Origin of the sequence: Actinopolymorpha sp. B17G11, from assembly GCF_040196095.1 — a bacterium.
Classification (GTDB): Bacteria; Actinomycetota; Actinomycetes; order Propionibacteriales; family Actinopolymorphaceae; genus Thermasporomyces.
Genome location: NZ_JBEFTW010000041.1, coordinates 38461 through 61059, shown reverse-complemented (window position 1 = coordinate 61059; position 22599 = coordinate 38461). Strand labels below are relative to the sequence as shown.

At 69.3% G+C, this 22599-nt stretch carries 21 protein-coding genes; 16 read left to right on the top strand and 5 right to left on the bottom strand.

The window, feature by feature from the left end; all coding sequences use genetic code 11:
- Positions 1 to 665: 665 nt before the first annotated feature.
- On the top strand, positions 666 to 1313 hold the full coding sequence (locus tag ABN028_RS30175) for a hypothetical protein (RefSeq protein ID WP_349698948.1): 648 nt from the start codon (positions 666 to 668) through the stop codon (positions 1311 to 1313).
- Positions 1314 to 1469: 156 nt separating this feature from the next.
- Positions 1470 to 1892, top strand: coding sequence for a single-stranded DNA-binding protein (locus ABN028_RS30170; protein WP_349698947.1), 423 nt, complete (start codon positions 1470 to 1472; stop codon positions 1890 to 1892).
- On the opposite strand, the gene ABN028_RS30165 is transcribed toward ABN028_RS30170, so the two are convergent.
- The gene (locus ABN028_RS30165; protein ID WP_349698946.1) at positions 1889 to 3319 is read right to left on the bottom strand and encodes a DUF1015 family protein; all 1431 of its coding nucleotides are present in this window, start codon (positions 3317 to 3319) and stop codon (positions 1889 to 1891) included. The two genes, ABN028_RS30170 and ABN028_RS30165, sit on opposite strands and share 4 nt — an antisense overlap.
- A gap of 120 nt (positions 3320 to 3439) precedes the next feature.
- Between ABN028_RS30165 and ABN028_RS30160 the strand changes: the two genes are divergently transcribed.
- Positions 3440 to 3874, top strand: coding sequence for a tetratricopeptide repeat protein (locus ABN028_RS30160; RefSeq protein WP_349698945.1), 435 nt, complete (start codon positions 3440 to 3442; stop codon positions 3872 to 3874).
- Positions 3871 to 4929 (top strand): HAD-IIA family hydrolase, encoded by a 1059-nt coding sequence (locus ABN028_RS30155; RefSeq protein ID WP_349332068.1) that lies wholly within the window; start codon positions 3871 to 3873, stop codon positions 4927 to 4929. The genes ABN028_RS30160 and ABN028_RS30155 overlap by 4 nt, the downstream gene beginning before the upstream one ends.
- Positions 4930 to 4997: 68 nt before the next feature.
- Here the strand turns inward: ABN028_RS30155 and ABN028_RS30150 are convergent, their stop codons facing one another.
- Positions 4998 to 5261 carry a hypothetical protein gene (locus ABN028_RS30150; RefSeq protein ID WP_349698944.1) on the bottom strand — a complete coding sequence of 88 codons (264 nt, stop codon included), beginning with the start codon at positions 5259 to 5261 and terminating at the stop codon, positions 4998 to 5000.
- A 54-nt stretch (positions 5262 to 5315) separates the two neighbouring features.
- Here ABN028_RS30150 and ABN028_RS30145 point away from each other — a divergent pair, with 54 nt between their 5' ends.
- The 8 genes from ABN028_RS30145 to ABN028_RS30110 all read left to right on the top strand — a co-directional run bounded on the left by ABN028_RS30145 (position 5316) and on the right by ABN028_RS30110 (position 14187).
- Positions 5316 to 5483, top strand: a complete 168-nt coding sequence (locus ABN028_RS30145) for a hypothetical protein (protein ID WP_349332070.1) — start codon at positions 5316 to 5318, stop codon at positions 5481 to 5483.
- Positions 5484 to 5531: 48 nt separating this feature from the next.
- The gene (locus tag ABN028_RS30140) at positions 5532 to 6545 is read left to right on the top strand and encodes an NAD kinase (protein WP_349332071.1); all 1014 of its coding nucleotides are present in this window, start codon (positions 5532 to 5534) and stop codon (positions 6543 to 6545) included.
- A gap of 10 nt (positions 6546 to 6555) precedes the next feature.
- Positions 6556 to 8349, top strand: a complete 1794-nt coding sequence (gene recN, locus ABN028_RS30135; protein ID WP_349698943.1) for a DNA repair protein RecN — start codon at positions 6556 to 6558, stop codon at positions 8347 to 8349.
- A gap of 216 nt (positions 8350 to 8565) precedes the next feature.
- Complete coding sequence (gene steA / locus ABN028_RS30130; protein ID WP_349332073.1) at positions 8566 to 9738, top strand: putative cytokinetic ring protein SteA; 1173 nt, start codon at positions 8566 to 8568, stop codon at positions 9736 to 9738.
- The gene (locus ABN028_RS30125) at positions 9735 to 10730 is read left to right on the top strand and encodes a copper transporter (RefSeq protein ID WP_349332074.1); all 996 of its coding nucleotides are present in this window, start codon (positions 9735 to 9737) and stop codon (positions 10728 to 10730) included. The genes steA and ABN028_RS30125 overlap by 4 nt, the downstream gene beginning before the upstream one ends.
- 178 nt (positions 10731 to 10908) lie before the next feature.
- Positions 10909 to 11478 (top strand): phospholipase, encoded by a 570-nt coding sequence (locus ABN028_RS30120; protein ID WP_349332075.1) that lies wholly within the window; start codon positions 10909 to 10911, stop codon positions 11476 to 11478.
- A gap of 163 nt (positions 11479 to 11641) precedes the next feature.
- Positions 11642 to 13504: a CTP synthase gene (pyrG, locus tag ABN028_RS30115; RefSeq protein ID WP_349698942.1), complete on the top strand. Its 1863-nt coding sequence runs from the start codon at positions 11642 to 11644 to the stop codon at positions 13502 to 13504.
- The gene (locus ABN028_RS30110) at positions 13501 to 14187 is read left to right on the top strand and encodes an NUDIX domain-containing protein (protein ID WP_349698941.1); all 687 of its coding nucleotides are present in this window, start codon (positions 13501 to 13503) and stop codon (positions 14185 to 14187) included. Before pyrG ends, ABN028_RS30110 begins: the two co-directional genes overlap by 4 nt.
- A gap of 32 nt (positions 14188 to 14219) precedes the next feature.
- Here the strand turns inward: ABN028_RS30110 and ABN028_RS30105 are convergent, their stop codons facing one another.
- Positions 14220 to 14537, bottom strand: a complete 318-nt coding sequence (locus ABN028_RS30105; protein ID WP_349332078.1) for a DUF2087 domain-containing protein — start codon at positions 14535 to 14537, stop codon at positions 14220 to 14222.
- A gap of 194 nt (positions 14538 to 14731) precedes the next feature.
- Between ABN028_RS30105 and ABN028_RS30100 the strand changes: the two genes are divergently transcribed.
- From ABN028_RS30100 to ABN028_RS30085, 4 genes are all read left to right on the top strand, one after another.
- Positions 14732 to 16744 (top strand): helix-turn-helix domain-containing protein, encoded by a 2013-nt coding sequence (locus tag ABN028_RS30100; RefSeq protein ID WP_349698940.1) that lies wholly within the window; start codon positions 14732 to 14734, stop codon positions 16742 to 16744.
- 151 nt (positions 16745 to 16895) lie between these two features.
- Positions 16896 to 17642, top strand: a complete 747-nt coding sequence (locus ABN028_RS30095; protein ID WP_349698939.1) for a 3-hydroxybutyrate dehydrogenase — start codon at positions 16896 to 16898, stop codon at positions 17640 to 17642.
- Positions 17643 to 17701: 59 nt separating this feature from the next.
- Positions 17702 to 19078 carry an MFS transporter gene (locus ABN028_RS30090; protein ID WP_349698938.1) on the top strand — a complete coding sequence of 459 codons (1377 nt, stop codon included), beginning with the start codon at positions 17702 to 17704 and terminating at the stop codon, positions 19076 to 19078.
- 73 nt (positions 19079 to 19151) lie between these two features.
- Entirely contained in the window at positions 19152 to 19688 is a 537-nt protein-coding gene (locus ABN028_RS30085; protein ID WP_349332082.1) for a GNAT family N-acetyltransferase, read from the top strand.
- A gap of 37 nt (positions 19689 to 19725) precedes the next feature.
- Here the strand turns inward: ABN028_RS30085 and ABN028_RS30080 are convergent, their stop codons facing one another.
- Positions 19726 to 21255, bottom strand: a complete 1530-nt coding sequence (locus ABN028_RS30080) for a helix-turn-helix domain-containing protein (RefSeq protein WP_349332083.1) — start codon at positions 21253 to 21255, stop codon at positions 19726 to 19728.
- A 185-nt stretch (positions 21256 to 21440) separates the two neighbouring features.
- Positions 21441 to 22496, bottom strand: a complete 1056-nt coding sequence (locus tag ABN028_RS30075; RefSeq protein ID WP_349332084.1) for an aminotransferase class V-fold PLP-dependent enzyme — start codon at positions 22494 to 22496, stop codon at positions 21441 to 21443.
- Between the last annotated feature and the right edge of the window lie 103 nt (positions 22497 to 22599).

Here is a 22599-nt window from a genome sequence, read left to right as displayed (position 1 = left end):
AGCCCTCCAGCGCCGATGGTACTGCAGGGGCCACCCTGTGGGAGAGTAGGACACCGCCGGACACCACACACAAGAAGAGGGCCACCCACCAGGGCGGCCCTCTTCTTGCGTCCCGAGGTATGTACGGTGTTCGGCAGTGTCGCAGGCTTGGAGGAACGAACGGAATGGGTGAGCGGTCGCGACGCGATGGCAGCGGCGATGATGGCCGTGACGATCGACAGCGCAAGCGGCCGGACCGGAAGCGCGGTCAACCGGACGATCGCCGCTCTGCGAAGGGACGGCCGTCCAAGGACACCAGGTCTTCCGACCGGGGGCAACCTAGGCGGCACTCGGGCTCCGGACGGACAGATAAGCCCGCCGGGGGCGGCGGGGCGGCTCCGCGTCCGGCCCGGGAGGGCTGGGGTCGGTCGAGGAGTGGCGAACCTTCGGGTCGCCCATCCCGGTCCGGTGACGATCGCCGCGGGCAGGGTCGTTCGCAGGGAAGTCCGGGTCGTTCCGGCGGCGGCGGGGCCATGCGTGGTTCCCGTGCGGGGAAGCCAGGCGGAGATCGCCGAGAGCAACGGTCTGGCAAGGCGGGCGGGCCCAGTAAACGGCCAGCGGACCGGCGAACCGGGCGAACGGGGGGTGGCGCACCTGCACGGCCAGCTCCCGATCCTGGTCCGACGGTGCCGGATGGCATCACCGGTCTGGAGCTTGACTCCGCGGTACGCAGCGAGCTAGGCACCCTGACCCGACCAGCTGCGGAACGGGTCGCACGGCACCTCGTCGCCGCGGGCCAACTGCTTGATGACGACCCTGAAACCGCTCTGGCGCATGCGCTGGCCGCGCGGCGGGAGGGCTACCGACTGGGCGTCGTCCGAGAGGCCTGTGGGTATGCCGCCTACGCGGCTGGACACTTCGAGCAAGCGCTGGCCGAGTTACGAGCGGCACGCCGGATGACGGGGAGCGAGCACTACGCGCCCGTCATGGCGGACAGCGAACGCGGACTAGGCCGGCCCGAACGCGCCTTGGAGCTTGCCGCAAGTGTCGAGCGGGCCCGCCTCGATCACGCGACGAGAGTCGAGCTTCTGATCGTGGAGGCAGGGGCGCGACGCGATCTCGGCCAGCCAGGTGCCGCCTTGGGTCTGCTCGACGTGCCGGACCTGCACAGCCAGGCGATCGGCACCTCGGTAGCGAGACTTCGTTATGCGTATGCGGATGTCCTGCAGGAACTGGACCGCCGCGAGGAGGCCGCCGAGTGGTTCGCGCGAGCTGCGGCCGCAGACGTCGACACCGAGACCGACGCTGACGAACGTCGAACGGCACTCCAGTAGCGGGTGCGCTCGTTGCGCTACCCGTGGGACGGAGCGCACTTTCTGTCCACAGCAACAGAATCGGCGAGGTTCTCCACAGGCGGCCTGAGAGTTCCGGGATCCTTGCCACGTAGGGACGAGAGTGGGATCACCTTGAATTCTTGACGGAGGTGAGCCATGACGCTGGAAGAGCGGTCACTCACTGTGCACCGTAACGAGGTGCTCCTGGTGGGCAGGGTGTCCATGTGCGCCACCCGGCGTGAACTTCCCAGTGGGGACATCGTCAGCGGCATACGCATCGTTGTGGAGCGTGACCCGGAATCCCTGCACGGCCGCACTGCCAGGATCGACGCCATCGACTGTGTGGCGTGGTCCGAACAGTGGCATGACGAGATGCGACGGTGGGAGCTCGGCGATGTCGTCGAGGTCGTCGGCGCGTTGCGGCGCCGGTTCCGGCGGACGGAAGCTGGGACAGTCAGTCGTTACGAGGTGGAGGTCCAGCGTGCACGGCTGATCGGCGCGACGGCCGACGGTGCGCGACCACATGCCGAAAGCCGCAATGTCGATGGTCAGGACGGTGGTGCGCGCCAGGTCGTCTAACCCTCGTCGAAACTCCGCATGACGAAGCCGGTCCGTGGCTTCGGCCCGAACGACGTCGACTTTCGCGGCATGCGCCCGCCGTGGCGGGCTACCTGCTGGACCCGGGTGAGATCCACGGGATTGAGCAAGACCGCCACCGTGTCCTCGTCAGCTCGGGCCGCCTGAATCGCAGAACCGGCGTCGTGCACGTATCTGATCCGGTCCTCCGGAATGCGCAGGAGGTGGCCGAGGATGAGTTCGTGCAGGATCTCGGTGTCGAGCGCCGAAGGGGTATCTGACGTTTGCTTGCCGCGGAGGGAAACACGCAGGAGCATCCAGGCGCTCCCGTCGGTCAGCAGGAATCCGTGTGCTGCGCCTTGGCAGTCTGCGATCGCCTGCCGAGCTGCCGAGCTGTCACCGCCGTACGCGAGGACCTCAACCTGAGGTGCCACGCGGTCGGCGACGTCCTGCATAGAGAGTCCGGTGACCAGACGGTGGATGGCGCGAAGTTCGAGCGGATGCGCGCGGTGGTCGACCAGGAGTGCCAGTCCGTTGTCCCATGGCCCTTCACCTGCGCCGCCGGCGTGGCGCTCGGCCTGGAGACGCAGGTAGGCGGCGTACCTGTGATGGCCGTCGGCGATCAGCGCCTGCCGCGGAGCGAGGTCGGCCGCGATCGCGGCGAGGTGGGCGGGGTCGTCCAGCCGCCAGATCCGATGGCCGGTGCCATCCGGGGCCAGGGCATCGACCAACGGCTCTGCCGTCGTGGCGGCGTCGACGAGTGCTGACGCCTGACCGTCCCCGTCGTACGCGAGGAGGATTGGCTCGAAGTTCGCCGCGCAGGCGCGCATCAGAGCGAGCCGGTCGCCGACAGGTCCGGGGAGCACATCCTCGTGAGGAAGGATCACCTGCTCGTCATAGGCCCGCAGGGCAACGGCGCCCAGCAGGCCGCGAAGAACGACTCGTCGCTGCGTTCGGTCCGATGGGGAACTCCGGCGCCAGGTGGCATCCTGCACATGGGCCGAGTGCTCCTGCAGAGGAACCGTGAGATCGAGATCCTGTTCGTAGACATATAGCGCCGGTGTGTCGTCAGGGACCACCACTCCCTCGCGGCGCCACTGGATGAAGAGGTCACGGGCATGGTCATAGCGACTCTCGTCGGCCCGTACGTCCGGAAAGGCCCGGTTTCGTGGAGTCGCGGCGGGCCGCTGGGCGGCGCCGACATCGGTCGCCGCGCCGCTGTGCGCAGGGTGTTTGCTGGGGCGTGGAAGGATGATTCGGACGATGTTGTAGGGCTCTGCCGCCTCGAGGGCGGCGATCGCGTCGTCGTCGAGAGTGTCATACGGCGGTGAGGTGACCGACGCGAGGTCCGACACAAGAGCAGGCGAGTATCGCAGGCCGCGGAAGGCTTTGAGCACGAGCGGGCGGCGTCCGGGGGCGGCATCAGTCACGCTGGGCATGGTAGGAGGCCGAGCCCTGTTCGCGTACCCGATGGGGATACGCGCGGAGCGGCCGTCGGCCGTCTGCCTTAGGTGCACGCGGCAGGAGAAGCCGTGGATCGGGAGGACATTGTGGATGACAGCGACACGACGTCGGGTCACGTCGAGAGTCCGGCGGGCCGGCCGACTGGTGGCGTCTACGACTGGTATCGCCGGGGCCTCGACCTGCTCGGATCCGGAGATGTGGCTGCCGCGGCACAGATTCTGTCCCATGCGCATGAGGCCGAACCCACCTCGAAGTCCATTCGCGAGGCTCTGGCACGGGCCCAGTTCAACTCCCGGCGCTACTCGGACTCGGCCGAGACGTTCGCCGCGCTCGTCGAGCAGGATCCTTCCGATGACTACGCACAGTTCGGGCTGGGACTCGCGCTCAGCCGACTCGGCGATCACCATGCGGCCGCGCCTCACCTCGCGATGGCCGCGGCGATGCAACCAAGTGCTCGGCACTACGCCCAGGCACTCCGCCAGGTGCGGGCGACGTTGCAGGCCCGTGGAGGTCCGGCGTGAGCAGGTCAGCATCGAGTTCTGCTCCGCCCCCGCTGTCCGCGGCAGGTGAGGCGCTAGTTCAGGGTCATGACGTAGGTCTGTTCGATCTCGACGGCGTCGTCTACGTCGGTGACGAGCCGGTGGCGGGGGCGCCGGAGGCACTGGGCAGGGTCCGTGAGCTTGGCATGAAGGTCAGATTCGTCACGAACAACGCATCCCGTACGCCTGATGCCGTGAGCGAACATCTCCAGCGGGTGGGGGTTCCCGCCACCGCGGCCGACGTCGTGACGTCGGCACAAGCCGCGGCTCACCTGGTCGCCGACCGGGTACCCGCCGGGTCGCGGGTCCTCGTCGTCGGTGGAGAGGGTCTGTCAGTCGCGTTGTCCGAGCGTGGCCTTGTTCCGGTGTTCTCCGCCACGGACGCTCCGGCCGCGGTCGTGCAGGGCTTCCACCCAGATGTCGGATGGCGCCAGCTCGCGGAAGGGGCGTACGCCCTCGCCTCCGATCTGCCCTGGATCGCCTCGAATGTCGACCGCACGCTCCCGACCGACGATGGTCTCGCCCCCGGCAACGGGGCATTGGTCGAGGTGATCCGGATAGCGACCGGCAGGAGTCCCCTCGTCGCCGGCAAGCCGGAGCCGCCGCTGTTCCTCGAGGCGGTCGTGAGTTCCGGCGCTGACCGGCCGCTCGTCATCGGTGACCGGCTCGACACCGACATCGAAGGGGCGCATAAAGCCGGGCTGCCCAGCCTGCTGGTGCTCACCGGCGTGACCAGCTTGGTGGACTTGGCGACGGCACCACCGCATCGGCGGCCGACCTACCTCTCCCGGGATCTCGATGGCATGTTCGTCCCACACCCGTCTCCCGTAGTCGGACCTGATGGGACGACCTGCGGGGGCTGGCGGGTCGAACTCGAGAGTCAAGGTGCTGACACCCTCCAACCGCGGCTCACCGGCGACGGCGATCCCCTCGACGCCGCGCGCGCGGTCCTGGCGGCCATGTGGGCCAGGGGCGATCCGGCGCGGGTTGACGCGGCCGAGGTCCTCGAAGGTCTGGAAAAGGACGCGAAGCGATGAGTTAGTGTCCGTGGCGTGGGCTCGCCGTCGATTCATGGTCGCCTGTGAGGGGCGCCACCCATCAGCCGTCAGAGAGACGGGAGCCCCAGGGTGGGCACGCAGGTCAACACTCGTACGCGGATCGAAGGGGAGAAGCGGGCCAGGTGGAACACCAGGAGTTCGGCCAGGTAGGACCAGAGACCGATGCGGAAGTCGAGCAGTTTGGCGCACTCGCTGACCCGAGCGACGATTCGTTCAGCGTGGAGAGTGGTCGCGCGGTCGTGGAGTCGGTGGTCGACCATCCGGCGGAGAGCGAGGAGCGCGCGGCTGAACACGGCGCTGAACCAGAACATGGCGCTGAACCTCAAGCCGCGGCGCACGGTGACGACGAGACCTTTCCTGGCTACATGCCGACCGGCAGGGACGACGTCGACGCCGTCCTCGACCGGCTCAGTGAACTCGACGGCCTGCCACCGAGCGAGCACGTCCACATCTACGAAGACGCGCACCGCAGGCTGCACGAGACCCTCGTGGCGGCCGGAGAAGGTCATGAGGATCCGGCCGGAACCTCCTGACCCACTCGCCGGCGACCCGCACGACATCACCGTCGACGAGACAGTCGGATGCGGCACCGTCCTACGCACGAAGGGACCACGACCGTGAGCGGAGGCAACCCCCGCCGCGTGCTGCTCGTCGCTCACACCGGTCGCCCGGAGGCGATCGAGGTCGCACGGGATGCCGCCGGCCGCCTGCGCCGGGCGGGGATCGAGGTGCGGGTCCTGGCGCCGGATGCCGCCGACCTCGGGATTCCGGACGCGGAGGTCACCGACGTCTCGGCCGATGCCGCCGAGGGTTGCGAGATCGTGATGGTGCTCGGCGGCGACGGAACGATCCTGCGCGGGGCCGAGGTCGCCCGGGCCTCCCGTACCCCTGTGTTGGGCGTCAATCTCGGCCACGTGGGGTTCCTGGCCGAGTCCGAACGTGACGACCTCGACGTCACCATCGACCACGTGGTCCATCGAAGGTACGCCGTGGAAGAACGGATGACCCTGGACGTGACGGTGACCCAGGACGGCATCGTCATCGCCCAGGACTGGGCGCTCAACGACGCCAGTGTGGAGAAGTCGGCGCGGGAACGAATGCTCGAACTCGTCGTCGAGGTCGACGGGCGTCCGCTGTCGCGCTGGGGCGGCGACGGCATCGTCGCGGCGACGCCGACCGGTTCCACCGCCTATGCATTCTCGGCGGGTGGGCCGATCGTGTGGCCTGAGGTGGAAGCGCTGCTGGTGGTCCCCCTGAGTGCGCATGCCCTGTTCGCGAGGCCGCTCGTGGTGTCGCCGCGCTCAGTGATCGCGGTGGAGTTGCTCCCACGCAACACCGGGCCGGCGGTGCTGTGGTGTGACGGCAGGCGTACGGAGGAGATCCGCCCTGGTGCGCGGATCGAGGTACGCCGGGGTGAGCACTCCGTTCGACTGGCCAGGCTCCATCACGGCCCGTTCACCGACCGGTTGGTCGCGAAGTTCGACCTACCGGTGCACGGATGGCGAGGACGGAGCTGGCGAACCCACCCCGACGAGGAAGTGGCGAGGACCCGCACCGCGAAGCAGGACAGCCATGACGTCGGTCCCACGGCGTAGAGTGCCGACGATGCTGGAGGAGATCCGGATACAGGGACTCGGCGTCATCGAAGACGCCGAGCTCGAACTCGACGCCGGGTTCACCGTCGTCACCGGCGAGACCGGCGCCGGCAAGACGATGGTTGTCAGTGGCTTGTCACTGCTGCTCGGCGGGCGGGCGGACGCCGGCCTGGTTCGCCCCGGTGGAAAACGCGCCGTCGTCGAGGGACGAGTCCGATGTCCCGGCGGGTCCGCGGTGGCGCAACGTGCGACCGACGCCGGCGCCGAGCTCGACGACGACACTCTCATCATCATGCGCACCGTCTCCCGTGACGGTCGCTCCCGTGCTTATGCCGGCGGTGCCGGGGTCCCAGCCGGACTGCTGGCCGAACTCGCCGAGGATCTCGTGGCATTACATGGTCAGTCCGACCAGATGCGCCTGCTGCGGCCGGCCCGGCAGCGGGAGATTCTCGACCGTTACGCCGGTTCTGAGGTCGAGAAGCCGCTTGCGGTCTATCGCGAGCGCTACCAACGCTTGGCAGCCGTGTCGGCCGAGCTCGACGACCTCGTGAAACGGGCGCGCGATCGGGCGCAGGAGGCCGACCGCCTGCGCTTCGGGCTCGAGGAGGTCGAGGCCGCCGATCCGCAGCCGGGCGAGGACGAGGCGTTGGCCGCCGAGGAGAGTCGGCTCGCGCACGCCGACGCGCTCCGCGGCGCGGCCGAGGAGGCCCACACCGCGCTGGTCGGTGGTGACGATCCGGCCGCCGAACCGGTCGACGCGTCATCGCAGATCGCACGAGCCCGCAAGGTGCTCGACGGCGCCGGCGTGCACGATCCCGACCTCGCTGCCGTGTCGACCCGACTCGCCGAGGCGGTCGCCCTCGTGGTCGACGCCGGGGCCGATCTCGCTTCGTACGCCACGAGCATCGACACCGACCCGGCCCGCCTCCAGGCAGTCAGCGAACGACGGGCGGCGCTGATCGCGCTGACCCGCAAGTACGGCGACACGGTCGATGACGTCCTCGACTGGGCCCGCACCGCCGCCGAACGACTCGCCGAGCTCGACGGGTCCGACGACCGGATCGACGCGCTGCGGCAGGAGCGGGACCAGCTGCGCGGAGAGTTGGCCGACCTGGCCGGGAGGATCAGCGCGGCGCGCATGGCAGCCGGCGAGCGCCTCGGCACTGCCGTGACGGCTGAGCTCAGCGCCTTGGCGATGCCACACGCCGTGGTCACCGCCGAGGTCACCCAGACCGAGATCGCCGAAGCCGACGCCAGCGAATCAGACCGGCCCGGTTCGGGGCGACCGGGTCTGGCGGTTGAAGGACGACACGTCGCCTACGGCCCGCACGGTGTCGACGACGTGGAGCTCCGGCTGAGCCCTCACCCTGGTGCGCCAGCCCGTCCTGTCCAGCGTGGCGCGTCGGGCGGCGAGCTCTCGCGGGTGATGCTGGCCGTCGAGGTGGTGTTCGCCGGCGTGGGAGGCGTACCGACCTTCGTCTTCGACGAGGTGGACGCCGGCGTCGGCGGTCGGGCCGCAGTGGAGATCGGCCGCCGCCTGGCGATGCTGGCCCGCACCTCCCAGGTCATCGTGGTGACGCACCTTCCGCAGGTGGCAGCATTCGCGGACCGGCACTATGTCGTACGCAAAGCCAGCGACGGATCGGTCACCCGCAGCGGACTCACCGACCTCGACGCATCGGGTCGGGTCGAGGAGCTGGCCAGGATGTTGGCAGGCCTGGACGACTCCGCAAGCGCCCGCGCCCATGCCGAAGAACTTCTCGCCACGGCGGCGGCCGATCGGGCGGCGGCCGCCTCGAACTGAGGCGGGTGTCCCGGTGTGTCCCTGAGCGAGGTGGAACTGCGGGTGGACCTGCCGGTGGTGGCTGCGGTGATGTAGTTCGGCACCGAGCTGCCGACTCCTGGTTGGCCAACCTATACGGCTGGGTGGCCAACCGGTACGCGAGGGAGTCCACAGAAGATGAGACTTTGCGTAGTAATGCTGACACATAGAGCGATCGAGTGGCAGCATCTCGACGCCATGAGACTCCCCACTTTGCGTCGCACTCGACCTGCTCGACTCCCTGGTGTCAGTGGCCCAGCCAGGCTCGACAGTCGCGTCGACCAGCTCCTGAAACGGCTCAGGCCCGGCGACGTCGCCGTGCTCCGTCATGTCGACCTCGACCGGGTGGCCGCTGAGGCCATGGTCGCCGCTGGTGTAGCCGCGGTGGTCAACGCTGCCCCGTCGATCAGCGGTCGCTATCCCAACCTCGGCCCCGGTGTCCTCGTCGCGGCCGGGATTCCACTCGTCGACGGCGCCGGCATGGGCGTGTTCGGCCGGGTCTCCGACGGGGACATGGTGCGCCTGGACGGTCCGGCACTGTTCCACGGCGACCTGCAGGTCGCGTTCGGCGTCGAGCAGACCGCCAACTCGATCGAGAAGGCGACCGCCGCCGCACGGGCTGGTCTGGTCGCCCAGCTCGAGGCGTTCACCGCGGACACGATCGAACACCTTCGGCGAAACCACGACCTGCTGCTCGAGAGCGTCGGGGTCCCCGACATCGACACCCGGCTGGCGGGCAGGCATGTCCTCATCGCCGTCCGGGGTGCTGAGATCAGCGAGGACCTCGCCAGCCTGCGGGCGTACATCCGCGAGTACCGGCCGGTCCTCATCGGCGTGGACGGTGGCGCGGACTCGCTGCTGGCGGCAGGGCACACGCCCGACATCATCGTCGGTGACATGGAGTTGGTACCCGACGGTGCTCTGCGGTGCGGGGCTGAGCTCGTGGTGCAGGGCGACCGTGACGGAAGCACCGCTGGTACCGACCGGCTGGAACGCATCGGCCTGGACTCGCGCGCATTCGACGCCCCTGGAGCGAGCGAGGACCTCGCGGTGTTGCTGGCCGACGCCAAGGGCGCCCGCCTCATCGTCGTCGCTGGCACGAGTGCGTCACTGCTCGACCTGCTCGATCGCGGTCGTTCGGGTGCGCCCAGCACTTTGCTCACCAGACTTCGGGCCGGCGCGAAACTCGTCGACGCCAAGGCCGCCGGCGAGCTGTGTCAGAGCCGCATCCAGACCTGGCACATCGTCCTTCTCGTGATCGCCGGTTTGCTCGCCCTGCTGGTGGCGTTGGCGGCGACACCCGTGGCCCAGGACTGGCTCGCGTCCGGCTGGGCATGGTCGACCGCAGGCTGGGAACGGATGCGCGGGTGATCGACTTCCGCTATTTCCTGGTGTCGATGACCGGGGTGTTTCTCGCCCTCGCGGTCGGAATCGCCCTGGGTGCGGGACCGTTTCGGGGGGACCTTGACCAGGAGTTGCGTTCGGACCTGCGGCAGGTGGGCCGCGAGAAGGACGACCTCCGCGGGAGGATCAGCCAGCTCCAACATGTCGACAGGTACCGCGACACCTTCGCCAAGGACCTGGCCCCGAACCTGGTGCGCGGGCAGCTCACCGGGCAGGACGTCGTGCTCGTCGCGTTGCCGGGCGCGGACACCGCGGTGGTGAAAGACGTCGAGGGCATCGTGGCCGCGGCCGGTGGCGGGGTGACCGGCACTGTGCAGGTGCGGCCGAAGTGGGCGGATCCGAGCGAGCAACAGTTCCTCGAGGACCTCGCGGGCCGCCTTGCCACCGGTCGGGTGGCGCCGGCGACCGCCGCCGGTTCGGCGTACGAACAGGCAGGCAGTGTGCTCGCACGGGCCCTGGTCACCGACGACGACGGAGCCCCCGGCCGCGGAGATGCCGCCACTGCGACGGTCGTAGGTGCGTTCGGGGAGGGTGGGCTCGTCGATGCCCCGGCGAGCCTGGCGCGGGCGAGCTTCGCCGTCGTCGTCGCCCCGCCAGCGACCGCCGGGGCCGGCCCGAGGGTGCGCGACGCCGCGGTGAACGAGGCGGCATCGGCCGATACGCCGGCGAATGCGGCTTGGGTCGCGCTGGCCCGCTCGCTCGACGATGCCGGTCAGGGAGTGGTGATGGCCGGTGAGACGTCGGCCGCCGAAGGCGAGCAGGGCGTGCTTGCCAGCCTTCGCGAGGACAGCCGCGCCAGTGCTGATGTGTCGTCGGTCGATGTGGCCGATCTGCCGAGCGGCCAGGTCGCGATCGTGTGGGCGCTGGTCGAGCAACGGCGGGGCGGTGCCGGCCACTACGGAGCGGTCGGAACGACCGACGGCGCGCTCCCGAAGGCGCCCGAGGGCCCTGGTGCCTGAGCTGGCCAGGAGCGCCGTTACCCCAGCTCGTGGCCGGTAGGACGGTCGTTGTCGGCCTTCCGGAGAGCTCGCCCGACTTCCGGCGTTCGCCGCAAACACCCACAATGTCGGTGTTCGGCGGCTGACCAGCTCCATTGCTTCGTCGTGCTTCGGGATAGGAACCGTCCGGGAGGCCCGCATGGATGTTCGCCGTTTCGCCCCGATCCGCCGGTCCCGTGCCCTCGCGCGGCTGGGTCTCGGCATGGTGTCTGCCCTCGTCCTGCTCGTCGCGTTCGCCGTCCCTGCCGGGGCGGTGCCGCAGGAGGTGCGCCTCGGGGTGCTCGCCAGCTGGACCCAACCGACGGCGGACAGCCGCCTGAGCTGGTCGGTGGCGAACGCCGATCAGGGCGCCTGGGTCGAGTACGCCTTCGACTGGTCGACCGACCTGTGCACGTTCAGCCCGGACAACCCGTTCGGTTTCGGCTTCGAGTCGTCGTGTGCTCGCCATGACTTCGGCTACCGCAACTTCCGGCTCGAGGGGATCTTCGCCGAGAACAAGGACCGGGTGGACGAGGCGTTCTATGCCGATATGTCTGCGGTCTGCGCGGGCGAGTCATGGTGGGCACAGCCTGCCTGTTACAGCCTGGCATGGACCTACTACCAGGCGGTACGGGAGTTCGGTTCCCTCGACGCGGTGAAGCAGAGTGACCTCGACCGGGCGCGGGCGATGCTCGCCAAGGGCCGGGCGATGGCGGCGGCCGCGGGGTAAGCACGGCGGCGAGCGGGCCCATACGGTCTTACTGTGGGCTCGATGTGGTAGCCGCCCGGCGTGGTGTGTCGCCTCCTGGACGGTCGTTGATAGGCTGAAAGCCCGTGGAGCTAGTCGGATTCCGCCCGGGTCTCCGGCTCGATCAGACCACGGGGAGTTTGCTTTGGCAGCCTCATCGCCGACCAGGCACGTGTTCGTCACCGGAGGCGTCGCCTCCTCCCTCGGCAAGGGCCTCACCGCTTCGAGCCTGGGCAACCTGCTCAAGGCTCGCGGTCTGCGGGTGACGATGCAGAAGCTCGACCCCTACCTCAACGTCGACCCCGGAACGATGAACCCGTTCCAGCACGGGGAGGTCTTCGTCACCGGTGACGGTGCCGAGACCGATCTCGACATCGGCCACTACGAACGTTTCCTCGACGTCGACCTCGGTCGCAGCGCCAATGTCACGACCGGACAGGTCTACTCGAGCGTCATCGCGAAGGAACGTCGCGGCGACTACCTCGGCGACACCGTGCAGGTGATCCCGCACATCACCAACGAGATCAAGGCCCGGATCCGCGCGATGGCGGGCCCTGACGTCGACGTGGTGATCACCGAGATCGGTGGCACGGTCGGTGACATCGAGTCGTTGCCCTTCCTCGAAGCGGCTCGCCAGGTACGTCATGACGTCGGCCGCGACAACGTCTTCTTCCTGCACGTCTCTCTCGTTCCCTACCTCGGTCCGTCGGGCGAGTTGAAGACCAAGCCGACCCAACACTCTGTCGCCGCACTGCGGAGCATCGGCATCCAGCCAGACGCGATCGTCTGCCGCTGCAATCGTGAGCTCCCGTCGAGCGTGAAGCGCAAGATCTCGCTGATGTGCGACGTCGACGAGGAAGCGGTCATCGAGAATCCGGATGTACCGAGCATCTACGACCTGCCCAAGGTGCTGCACGCCGAAGGCTTGGATGCCTACATGATCCGGCGGCTCAACCTGCCGTTCCGGGACGTGGACTGGACCCGCTGGGACCAGCTGCTGCGCCGGGTCCACCATCCGGCGGACGAGGTGACGGTGGCCCTGGTCGGCAAGTACATCGACCTGCCTGATGCGTACCTCTCGGTCACGGAGGCGCTGCGCGCCGGCGGTTTCCACCACGACACCCGGGTCGAGATCCGTTGGGTGCCCTCCGACGAGTGCACCTCGCAGGAGGGCGCGGCGAAGCATCTTGCGGACGTGGATGCGGTGTGCATTCCTGGTGGGTTCGGTGTGCGGGGCGTGGAGGGCAAGATCGGCGCCATCACCTACGCCAGGGAGCACCACCTGCCGGTCCTCGGCCTCTGCCTGGGCCTGCAGTGCATGGTGGTGGAGTTCGCCCGCAACGTGGCCGGCCTCGACGACGCCAACTCCACCGAGTTCGACGCGAGCTGCTCCCATCCGGTGGTCGCGACCATGGAGGAGCAGCGCGAGATCGTGGCCGGCGCCGGCGATCTCGGCGGCACCATGCGCCTCGGGCTCTATCCGGCCAAGCTCACCGAAGGGACGCTGACCCGGCGGGCCTATTCCGAGCCGTACGTCGAGGAGCGCCACCGCCACCGATACGAGGTCAACAACGCCTACCGCGGGCAGCTCGAGGACGCGGGCATGGTCATCTCGGGAACATCTCCGGACGGCCGGCTGGTGGAGTTCGTCGAGTTGCGTTCGGACCTGCATCCGTACTTCGTGGCGACCCAGGCCCACCCGGAGCTGCGGTCCCGCCCCACCCGCCCGCATCCCTTGTTCGCCGGTCTGATCGAGGCGGCGCTGGTCCGGCAGCGCGAGATGCAGCTCCCGGTCGGCGACGTGCAGGTCGCCTACGCCCGGGACGGCAGGCTGGGGAACCGGGTCGCCGACGTGGATGGCCCAGGCGTGGATGGCCCAGGCGTGGATGGCCCAGGCGTGGACGAGGCAGGCGTGGAGGGCGCAGGCGTGGACGCTGAGCGCGACGCGCGCGAACGCGCCCGGGTCGCCGCGAGCGCCGGGTGGATCCAGGCCGGTGCCCGCCGGTGAGTGAAGAGGCGGTTCCGGGCGGAGTGCGGGACGTGCCCGAGCAGTGGCAGGTCGCCTCGTCGACGTACTCCCTGCGTACGCATCGGGTGGTCGATGTACGCCGGGACGACGTCGTGGGCGCCGGACCCGTGGACACCAGCCAACACTTCACCCGCGACGTCGTGGTCCATCCGGGGGCGGTCGGCATCATCGCGCTGGACGACGAGGAGCGGGTGCTGCTCGTCCGGCAGTACCGCCACCCGGTCGGGCACCGCCTCTACGAACCTCCGGCCGGCCTGCTCGACGTCCGCGGTGAGGACTACCTTGCGGCAGCACAGCGGGAGCTGTATGAGGAGGGGCATGTCCGGGCCCGGGACTGGCGGGTGCTGGTCGACGTGTTCACCTCGCCCGGCATGACGACCGAGGCGCTGCGGATGTACCTCGCGCGCGGCCTGGACGATGTGCCGGCGGGGGACCGGTTCAACGGCGTCCATGAAGAAGCCGACATGCCGGTGTCCTGGGCTCCGTTGGCGGAGATCGTCGCCGGCATCATGGCAGGCGACCTGCAAAGCCCGACCCTCGTGATGGGAGCGCTCGCCGCTTGGGCGGCGCGGCAGGGAGCCGGCTACGACGCGCTGCGACCGGCCGAGGTCCCATGGCCGGCGCGTGACCAGCTCGCGGCAGCCATCCATCCGTCACTCTGAGGCATGTCGCTCGCCGACTCCTCAGGGACGCCTCACACGTCGACGGTGCCGCCGATGCGCCAGTAGATGCCGTACTCCCGGGCCAGGAACCCTTCGTCGACGAGAGCCCTGCGCAGCTCGGCGTAGTCGTCGTAGACCTGGTGCAGGATCAGGTTGACGCGCGACTCGGGATACCTGACGCCGGGTTCGAACAGTTGGGCCACGTGGTCGAGGAGCTGCCGGCGACGGGCGTACTTCGCCGGCATCGCGTGGATCCGGCCGTCGTGCACGAACGCCCGGAACAGCTTCTGGGTGGGCTGGTCGGCGTCAGCTGGCGGCACCAGCGTGCGCTCGATGGCATCGACATCCACCGCTGTGCGCTCCCTTCACCTACGGCGACGCTGCCCCCGCGAAACAGCTGTCACGTCCCAGTTTGGCAGCGTTCAGTGCGTTCATGCTCGACCTTTTCCGGTCCCCGCCCGACCACGTACCCGTCACGGAGTGGCCCCGCGCGGTGACCGTCCGGGCCCTACTGCGGCCGGCGCAGGTCGACTAGCCTCCGGCCATGGCGGTCCGGTCGTTCGTTGAGCTGCTCTACGAGCAGGCTCCACCCGAGACGTTCGAGGAGCAGTTGCGGTGCGCCCAGACCGATGGCGCCGGTCCGGAGGAGATGCAGCGACTCCGGCAGGAGCTCGGAATCGCGCTGCGGGTGCGCGCGCAGATGGCTCGCCAGCGCCAGCGCGAGGCGGAGCTCTCCGCGTTGTACGAGACCGCCAACGACCTCACCTCGATCAGGGACGTCGACGCCGTGCTCACCGCCATCGTGCGGCGCGCCAGGCAACTGCTCGGGGCCGACCTCACCTACCTCAGTCTCAACGACCACGACCGCGGCGACTCCTTCATCCGGATGACCGACGGGTCGGTGTCCGCGCGGTTCCAGCAACTGCGTCTGGACCTCGGCACGGGCCTGCTCGGGTTGGTCGCCCAGACCGGGGCGCCGTACTTCACCGACGACTACTTCGCCGACCAGCGGTTCCTCCATCGCGACTACATCGACAGCGCGGTGGCCGAGGAGGGGATCCACGCGATTCTCGGCGTACCCCTGCTGCTCGGCGGGAAGGTCGTCGGTGCGCTCCTCGCCGCCAACCGGAGCGCCCGGCCGTTTCCACCCGGGGAGGTCGTCCTGCTCGGATCGTTCGCCGCGCACGCGGCAATCGCACTCGAGAACGCCCGGCTCTTCGAGGAGACCCAGCAGGCCATCGCCGATCTGGACGCCGCCAACGCGACCGTACGCGCGCATTCGGAGGCGGTCGAGCTCGCCGCCAGCGCCCACGACCGGCTGGCCGACGTGGTGCTGCACGGGGGCGGAGTGGAGGCGGTGGCCTCGGTGCTGGCCGACGTTCTCGGGAGCATCGTCGTGGTCCGTGAGCCTGGCGGCCATCTGATCGCCTGCGCCGGGGACGGAGCGGCTGCTTCCGGCCTCACGGCCGTGTCCGGCAGGGCCGCGCCTCCGGACGGGCCGAGCCGCCCTTCCGCCGCCCGGCAGTCGAACGGTTTGAGCGGAACCTCTACTGCCCACGCTCCGGACACGTTCGCCGCCTCGGTGACCGAAGCCTTGCGGAGCGGTCGCAGCGTCGAGATGCGTCTCCCGGCGACGACGGGTGAGCGGGCCTGGCTGGCGGTCGCCGTCGCGGGCAACGACCACCTCGGCACGCTCGTCGTCGGGCGCACGCTCGATCTCGGCGAGGCCGACCGCCGGATCCTGGAACGCGGCGCCCTCGTCACGGCCCTCCTCCTGCTGTTCCAGCGTTCTATGGCGGAGGCCGAGGACCGGGTCCGTGGCGAGCTTCTGGATGACGTCCTCTCCGACCCACACCGCGACCCGGCGACCCTCCGCGAGCGGGCGCGGAGGCACCACACGGATCTCGAGGCGCCACACGTCGTGCTGGTGGTGGCTGCCGACGCGGTCGAACGCCATCGGGTGGTCGCGGCGGCGTCCCGGCTCGCGGCGGGCAAGGGCGGCCTCGGCGGGGTGTACGACGGGGCAGTGGTCCTCGCGCTGCCCGGCGAGCAACCGGCCGGCATGGCTCGAATCGTCCGGGACCGGCTGTCCGACGTTCTCGAGACGACGGTGACCGTGGGCGCGGCTGGCCCATGCAAGGGCCCGGAGGGGATTGCCCGCTCTCACCGGGATGCTCACCGGTGTCTCGCCGCCCTCCTCGCGCTGGGCCGGCGAGGGGACGCGACGGATGTGGCGGGGCTGGGCTTCGCACGGCTGCTGTTCGGCGGCGGGCCGGCGGAGATCGAGGACTTCCTGACGGCGACGATCAAGCCACTGCTCGACTACGACGCCGACCGCGGAACCGAGCTCGCCGGGACCCTGGAGGCGTGGTTCGCCGCGGGTGGCAGCCCGGCGAGAGCTGCCGAGGCCCTGCACGTCCACACCAATACCGTCACCCAGCGGCTGGAGCGGGTCGCGGCACTGATCGGCCGGGACTGGCGTACGCCCGAACGCGCTCTCGACGTCCAGCTCGCCCTCAGGCTGTGGCGGTTGCGCTCGGTCACCTTCGGGAGATAGCGGGCCACCACATGGGTGGGGCCATGATGTGTGGCCCGGACACATCGCCTCCGCAGGGTCGCCGCGCCTACCTTCTGCTCATTCATCACCGAACGAGAGTGAGGTCATGAATGAGCAGAGCACCTTGGGCATGGGCCGACGAAGGAGCCCCGTGATCGATCTGTCCGGCCGGACCGCAGCCGTGACCGGTGCCGCCAGCGGGATCGGCCGGGCCTGCGCGGTCCGGCTCGCCGCCGCGGGCGCCCGGATCGTCGTCATCGACCGGGACGCGGACGGAGCGGAAGCCGTGGCTGGGGAGCTCGGCGGAACCGCCCTCGCCCTGGACCTCGCCGAACCAGCAGCCTTCGACGACCTGACGCTGGAGGCGGACATCCTCGTCAACAGTGCCGGCCTGCAGCACATCGCGCCGGTCGAAAAGTTTCCGCCCGAGCGGTTCGCGCTGCTCCTGCGGGTGCTGCTCGAGGCGCCGTTCCGGCTGGCACAGAACCTCCTTCCCGGCATGTATGCACGAGGCTGGGGGCGGCTCGTCCACATCTCGTCGGTCCATGGTCACCGGGCCTCGGCGTACAAGTCGGCCTACGTCGCGGCAAAACACGGGCTCGAAGGCCTGTCGAAGGTCCTCGCCCTCGAAGGCGCCGGACGCGGCGTCACCTCCAACACGGTGTGTCCCGGGTATGTGCGTACGCCGCTCGTCGAAGGGCAGCTGGCGGCACAGGCCGAGACGCACGGCATCACCGAGGCAGAGGTGGTCGACGGCGTCCTGCTGGCCCGTACACCGGTCAAGCGACTCATCGAGCCCGCCGAAGTAGCTGGCACGGTCGCCTACCTGTGCGGCCCTGACACGGCATCGATCACGGGATCGTCCTTTCACCTCGACGGTGGCTGGACGGCCAGCTGAACCTGCATTTCCGCATCACCTCATCCTGACCCGACTGCTGTCCAGGAAAGGAACCGTCGATGTCCACCCAGGCGAGCACCACCGCGCCCCGCAGCAGCTTCGCCAAGGTCGTCATGGCGAGCCTCGTCGGCACGACCATCGAGTGGTACGACTTCTTCCTCTACGGTTCGGCCGCCGCCCTGGTCTTCAACACGCTGTTCTTCCCCGAGCAGGACCCGACCGTCGGCACGATGCTGGCGTTCGTCACCTACGCGCTCGGCTTCGTGGCCCGGCCGATCGGTGGGATCGTCTTCGGTCACTTCGGCGACAAGCTGGGCCGGAAGAAGATGCTGGTCGTGAGCCTGCTCCTGATGGGTGGGGCGACCTTCGCCATCGGCCTGTTGCCGACGTACGCCACGATCGGCGTCGCGGCGCCGCTCCTGCTGTTGTTGTGCCGGTTGGTCCAGGGGTTCGCGGTCGGCGGCGAGTGGGGCGGTGCGGTGCTCATGGTCGCCGAGCACGGATCGGCGGAGCGCCGCGGCTTCTGGTCGAGCTGGCCGCAGGCCGGGGTTCCGGCGGGAAACCTGCTCTCGGTTCTGGTGCTGTTCATCCTCGCCTCGACCACCTCCGACGAGGCGTTCACGACGTGGGGTTGGCGGGTGCCGTTCCTGCTGAGCGCGATCCTCGTCGTCGTCGGGTTGTGGATCCGGCTGCGCCTCACCGAATCGCCACTGTTCACGCAGGCGCAGGCGGAGTTCGAGGCGCGCAAGGTGCAGCGGCGGGCACCGGCGCTCGACGTCGTACGGAAGTACCCGCGCGAGGTGCTCCAGGCGATGGGGGCGCGGTTCGCCGAGAACGTCTGCTACTACATCTTCACGGCGTTCGTCCTGGCCTATGTCACCGAGAGCGTGGGCCTCGACCGGCAGGTGGCCCTCAACGCCGTCCTGGTCGCGTCGGCGGTGCACTTCATCGTCATCCCGCTCTTCGGAGCGTTGTCGGACAGGGTTGGACGCAAGCCGCTCTACCTGGCCGGAGCCGCCGGTGTCGGAGTGTGGGGTTTCGCCTTCTTTCCGCTGATCGACACCAGGTCGCAGGCCGCGATCACCCTCGCGATCACGGTCGGTCTCGTCCTGCACGCCGCGATGTACGGACCGCAGGCGGCGTTCTTCTCCGAGCTCTTCGGCACCAGCGTCCGCTACAGCGGTGCGTCGATCGGTTACCAGCTGGCCTCGGTGGTGGCGGGTTCACTTGCGCCCATCATCGCGTTGGCGTTGCTCGCGAGGTTCGGCTCCAGCATTCCGGTCTCGGTGTACCTGCTGGGGGCGGGCGCCCTGACGGTGGTCGCCGTGCTGCTCACCAGGGAGACGCGGGGGACCGGTCTCGCCGAGGACCGCGTGCTCGCCGGCGTCACCGAGGCCCCGGCGGCGGCGGACTCCGCACCCGCGGACGGCCGCTGAGCCCTCCGGGCACGGAGGGGCGCCGCGCGATATCCGTTCGTACGACGTGGGCGTGGGCGGGCATCCTGGTGCGATGACGACGGATGTTCGCCTGCGACCGCTCTCCTACGACGATTGGCCGGCCGTTCACGCGTGGGCGAGTCTGCCGGAGGCGTGCCGCTACCAGACGTGGGGACCGAGCACGGAGGAGGAGACAGAGGCCTTCGTCAAGGCCGCTGTCCAGGCGTGGGAGCAGAGTCCACAGGTGCGGTACCTCCACGCGGTCGAGGTGGACGGGGTGGTGGTCGGCAACGGTGAGCTCAAGATCCTCGACCGTACGCACCGACAGGGCGAGATCTCCTACATCGTGCACCCACGGCTGTGGGGTCGCGGGGTGGGCACGGCGGCCGGGCGTGAGCTGTTGCGCATCGGCTTCGAGGAACTGGACCTTCACCGCATCGTCGGCACCTGCGATCCGCGCAACCTCGGCTCTGCGGCCGTGCTCCGCAAGCTGGGGATGACCTATGAGGGGCACCTCCGGCACACCCAGCTCATCCGTGACGGCTGGCGGGACTCCCTGGCGTTCAGCATCCTCGACGACGAATGGCGTCTCGCTCGCGACGTGGAATGATCACGGATGCGTGGTCATTCCCCCAAGGCTCGAGCGACTAGATGTCGCGGAACGTCTCGATCTGGGCGCCGAGTTGGTTCAGGCGTTCGGCCAGATCTTCGTAACCGCGGTTGATGACGTAGATGTTGCGCAGCACCGACGTCCCCTTCGCCGCCAGCATCGCGAGCAGGATGCAGACCGCGGGTCGCAACGCCGGCGGACAGATCACCTCTGCCCCTGACCAGTGGGTCGGACCGTCGACGTAGATGCGGTGCGGGTCCGCCAGCCGGACCTTGCCGCCGAGCTTGTTCAGCTCGGTCAGGTGGATGGCCCGGTTCTCGTAGACCCAGTCATGGATCAGTGTCGTCCCGTGGGCCGACGCCGCGATGACCGCGAAGAACGGCAGGTTGTCGATGTTCAGCCCCGGGAACGGCATCGGGTGGATCTTGTCGATCGGCGCGTGCAGCCGCGCCGGCGAGACGGTCAGGTCGACCAGCCGGGTGTGACCGTTGACGGCTGGGTACTCCTCGTTTCGCCGACACGCCAGCCCCATCTCCTCCAGCAGCGCCAACTCGATCTCGAGGAACTCGATCGGCGCCCTACGGATCGTGATGGTCGACGACGTGACGATGGCGGCCGCGATGAGGCTCATCGCCTCGATCGGATCCTCCGAGGGGGCGTAGTCGACGTCGCGGTCGATGACGGGTACGCCGTGGACGGTGAGGGTCGTACTCCCGATCCCGTCGATGCGTACGCCCAACTCCGTCAGGAAGAAGCACAGGTCCTGCACCATGTAGTTCGGGCTCGCGTTGCGGATGACGGTGACCCCATCGCGACGGCTGGCTGCCATCAGAGCGTTCTCGGTCGCCATGTCGCCCCGCTCGGTCAGGACGATCGGGCGGGTGGGTGCGACCGAGCGGTCCACCTCGGCGTGGTAGTAACCGCCCGTCGCCTTGACCTCGAGGCCGAGTTGACGCAGCGCGACCATGTGCGGTTCGACGGTACGCGTGCCGAGGTCACACCCGCCCGCGTGCGGGATCTTGAACCGGTCCTCCAGGTGCATGAGCGGGCCGAGGAAGTTGAGCACCGTCCGGGTACGGCGGGCGGCCTCGACGTCCATGCTGTCGAGGTCGAGCTTCGCGGGCGGCACGATCTCGAGGTCGTTCTGCGGGTTGAGCCACCGGGTGCGCACTCCGATGCTGGTCAGCACCTCGAGGATCCGGTTGACCTCCTCGATGCGCGCGACCTTGCGCAGGGTGGTCCGCCCCTTGTTGAGCAGCGACGCACAGAGCAGCGCGATGCCGGCGTTCTTGCTGGTCTTGACATCGATACTGCCCGACAGTTCGCGCCCGCCGACGACCCGCAGGTGCATCGGGCCCGACGTGCCGAGCGAGACGATCTCCGAGTCGAGAGCCTCACCGATGCGGGCGAGCATGTCGAGACTGAGGTTCTGGTGGCCGTGCTCGATCCGGTTGATCGCGCTCTGGCTGGTGCCGAGCGTGTCGGCCAGCCGGGCCTGGGTCCAGCCTCGGTGCTGGCGCGAGTCGCGGATCAGGCTGCCGATCCGGCGCAGGTAGTCTTCGCTCATGGCCGAGGACCATATCTCATATCTGAGGTACGACAGACGTCTAAGCTCCAGAATCTCCAGGGAGCTCGCGAACGTCTTCTCCAGATATTGCATTTCATGATGTCGGCTGGGCCGCTCGGTCGAAGCGCGCGCTCATGCGTTGGTCCTACCCGACCGTCGCCATGACCACTCGTTGTGGAGCGCGCTCAGGTCAGGGCGTCGAGTGCATGGTCCACGTCGGCGGTGGTGGAGTAGACGTGGCACGACACCCGGACCCGGCCGTCGCGAACGGCTGCCCTGATCCCCGCCCTGGCGAGCTTGTCCTCGGCACCGGGAATGTCCGCCGACACGATCGCGGAGTCTGCCGGCGCCAGGCCGAGCCCGGCTCGGAACCGGTTGGCGAGCGCGACATTGTGGGCGTTCACCTGCTCGATCCCGATCTGGAGCAGGAGTGCGAGCGCCGGAGCGGCGCCGACAAAGCTGAACCAGGCCGGCGACACGTCGAAACGCCGGGCGTCGCCCGCCAGTCGAAGCGGCGGGCCGTAGTACGAGTCATGCGGATCAGCGCCGGCGTACCACCCTGCCTGCAGGGGGGTGAAGCGGTCACGTACGGCGGGGGAGAAGTAGCCGAACGCCGCACCCCGAGGCGCCATCAGCCACTTGTACGCCGCGGCCACGACGACATCGGCACGCGACCAGCGCCATGGCAGCCAGCCGGCAGCCTGACTCGCGTCGACGACCACCAGCGCGCCGACCGAGCGGGCTGCCTCCACCACGGCCTCGAGGTCTGCGACCTCGCCCGTCGCCGACTGCACGGCGCTGAACGCCACGACCGTCGTACGCCCCGAACCGCCGCCGGCGCCAGCGGTCACGGCGTCGGCCAGGCGGGCGGTGGGCACCGTGACGACCTCGACGCCACGCTCGGCCTGGACCAGCCATGGAAAGAGGTTGGAGGTGAACTCGATCTCGGGGACGACAACCCGCGAGTCGGCGGGCAGGCTCGCCGCGACGGGTGCGAGAAGCCCCGACGCCGTGCTGCCGACGGCGATGTCGCCCACGTCCGCCCCGGTCAGGCGCGCGAAGGCCGCCCGGGACGCCTGCGTGGACTCGTCCCAGTGCTCCCAACTCGTCCGGCCGTGCCGCCACTCGTCCAGTGCGGACTGGAGTGCGTTCCACGCCGGGCGTGGGGGCAGTCCGTAGCTCGCGGTGTTCAGCCACCCGGGAGTGGCGTCCCACAGGGTCTGTGCCTCGGTCACGTCCATCGGCAGCAACCCTGCCAGACACGTCTGGCGATCATGAAGGTCCGCCGATGCACTGAGGCCGGGGAATCTTCCAGGATGGCCTGGCGCGGTGCGCGCATGTCGC

Bases quoted from the DNA above. Each gene is read 5' to 3' on its own strand.
- ABN028_RS30170 (WP_349698947.1), top strand. From the start codon at position 1,470: ATGACGCTGGAAGAGCGGTCACTCACTGTGCACCGTAACGAGGTGCTC.
- ABN028_RS30140 (WP_349332071.1), top strand. From the start codon at position 5,532: ATGCGGCACCGTCCTACGCACGAAGGGACCACGACCGTGAGCGGAGGC.
- ABN028_RS30145 (WP_349332070.1), top strand. From the start codon at position 5,316: ATGCCGACCGGCAGGGACGACGTCGACGCCGTCCTCGACCGGCTCAGT.
- ABN028_RS30085 (WP_349332082.1), top strand. From the start codon at position 19,152: ATGACGACGGATGTTCGCCTGCGACCGCTCTCCTACGACGATTGGCCG.
- ABN028_RS30100 (WP_349698940.1), top strand. From the start codon at position 14,732: ATGGCGGTCCGGTCGTTCGTTGAGCTGCTCTACGAGCAGGCTCCACCC.
- ABN028_RS30150 (WP_349698944.1), bottom strand. From the start codon at position 5,261: ATGTTCTGGTTCAGCGCCGTGTTCAGCCGCGCGCTCCTCGCTCTCCGC.
- ABN028_RS30075 (WP_349332084.1), bottom strand. From the start codon at position 22,496: ATGGACGTGACCGAGGCACAGACCCTGTGGGACGCCACTCCCGGGTGG.
- ABN028_RS30080 (WP_349332083.1), bottom strand. From the start codon at position 21,255: ATGAGCGAAGACTACCTGCGCCGGATCGGCAGCCTGATCCGCGACTCG.
- steA (WP_349332073.1), top strand. From the start codon at position 8,566: ATGAGACTCCCCACTTTGCGTCGCACTCGACCTGCTCGACTCCCTGGT.
- recN (WP_349698943.1), top strand. From the start codon at position 6,556: ATGCTGGAGGAGATCCGGATACAGGGACTCGGCGTCATCGAAGACGCC.
- ABN028_RS30090 (WP_349698938.1), top strand. From the start codon at position 17,702: ATGTCCACCCAGGCGAGCACCACCGCGCCCCGCAGCAGCTTCGCCAAG.
- ABN028_RS30120 (WP_349332075.1), top strand. From the start codon at position 10,909: ATGGATGTTCGCCGTTTCGCCCCGATCCGCCGGTCCCGTGCCCTCGCG.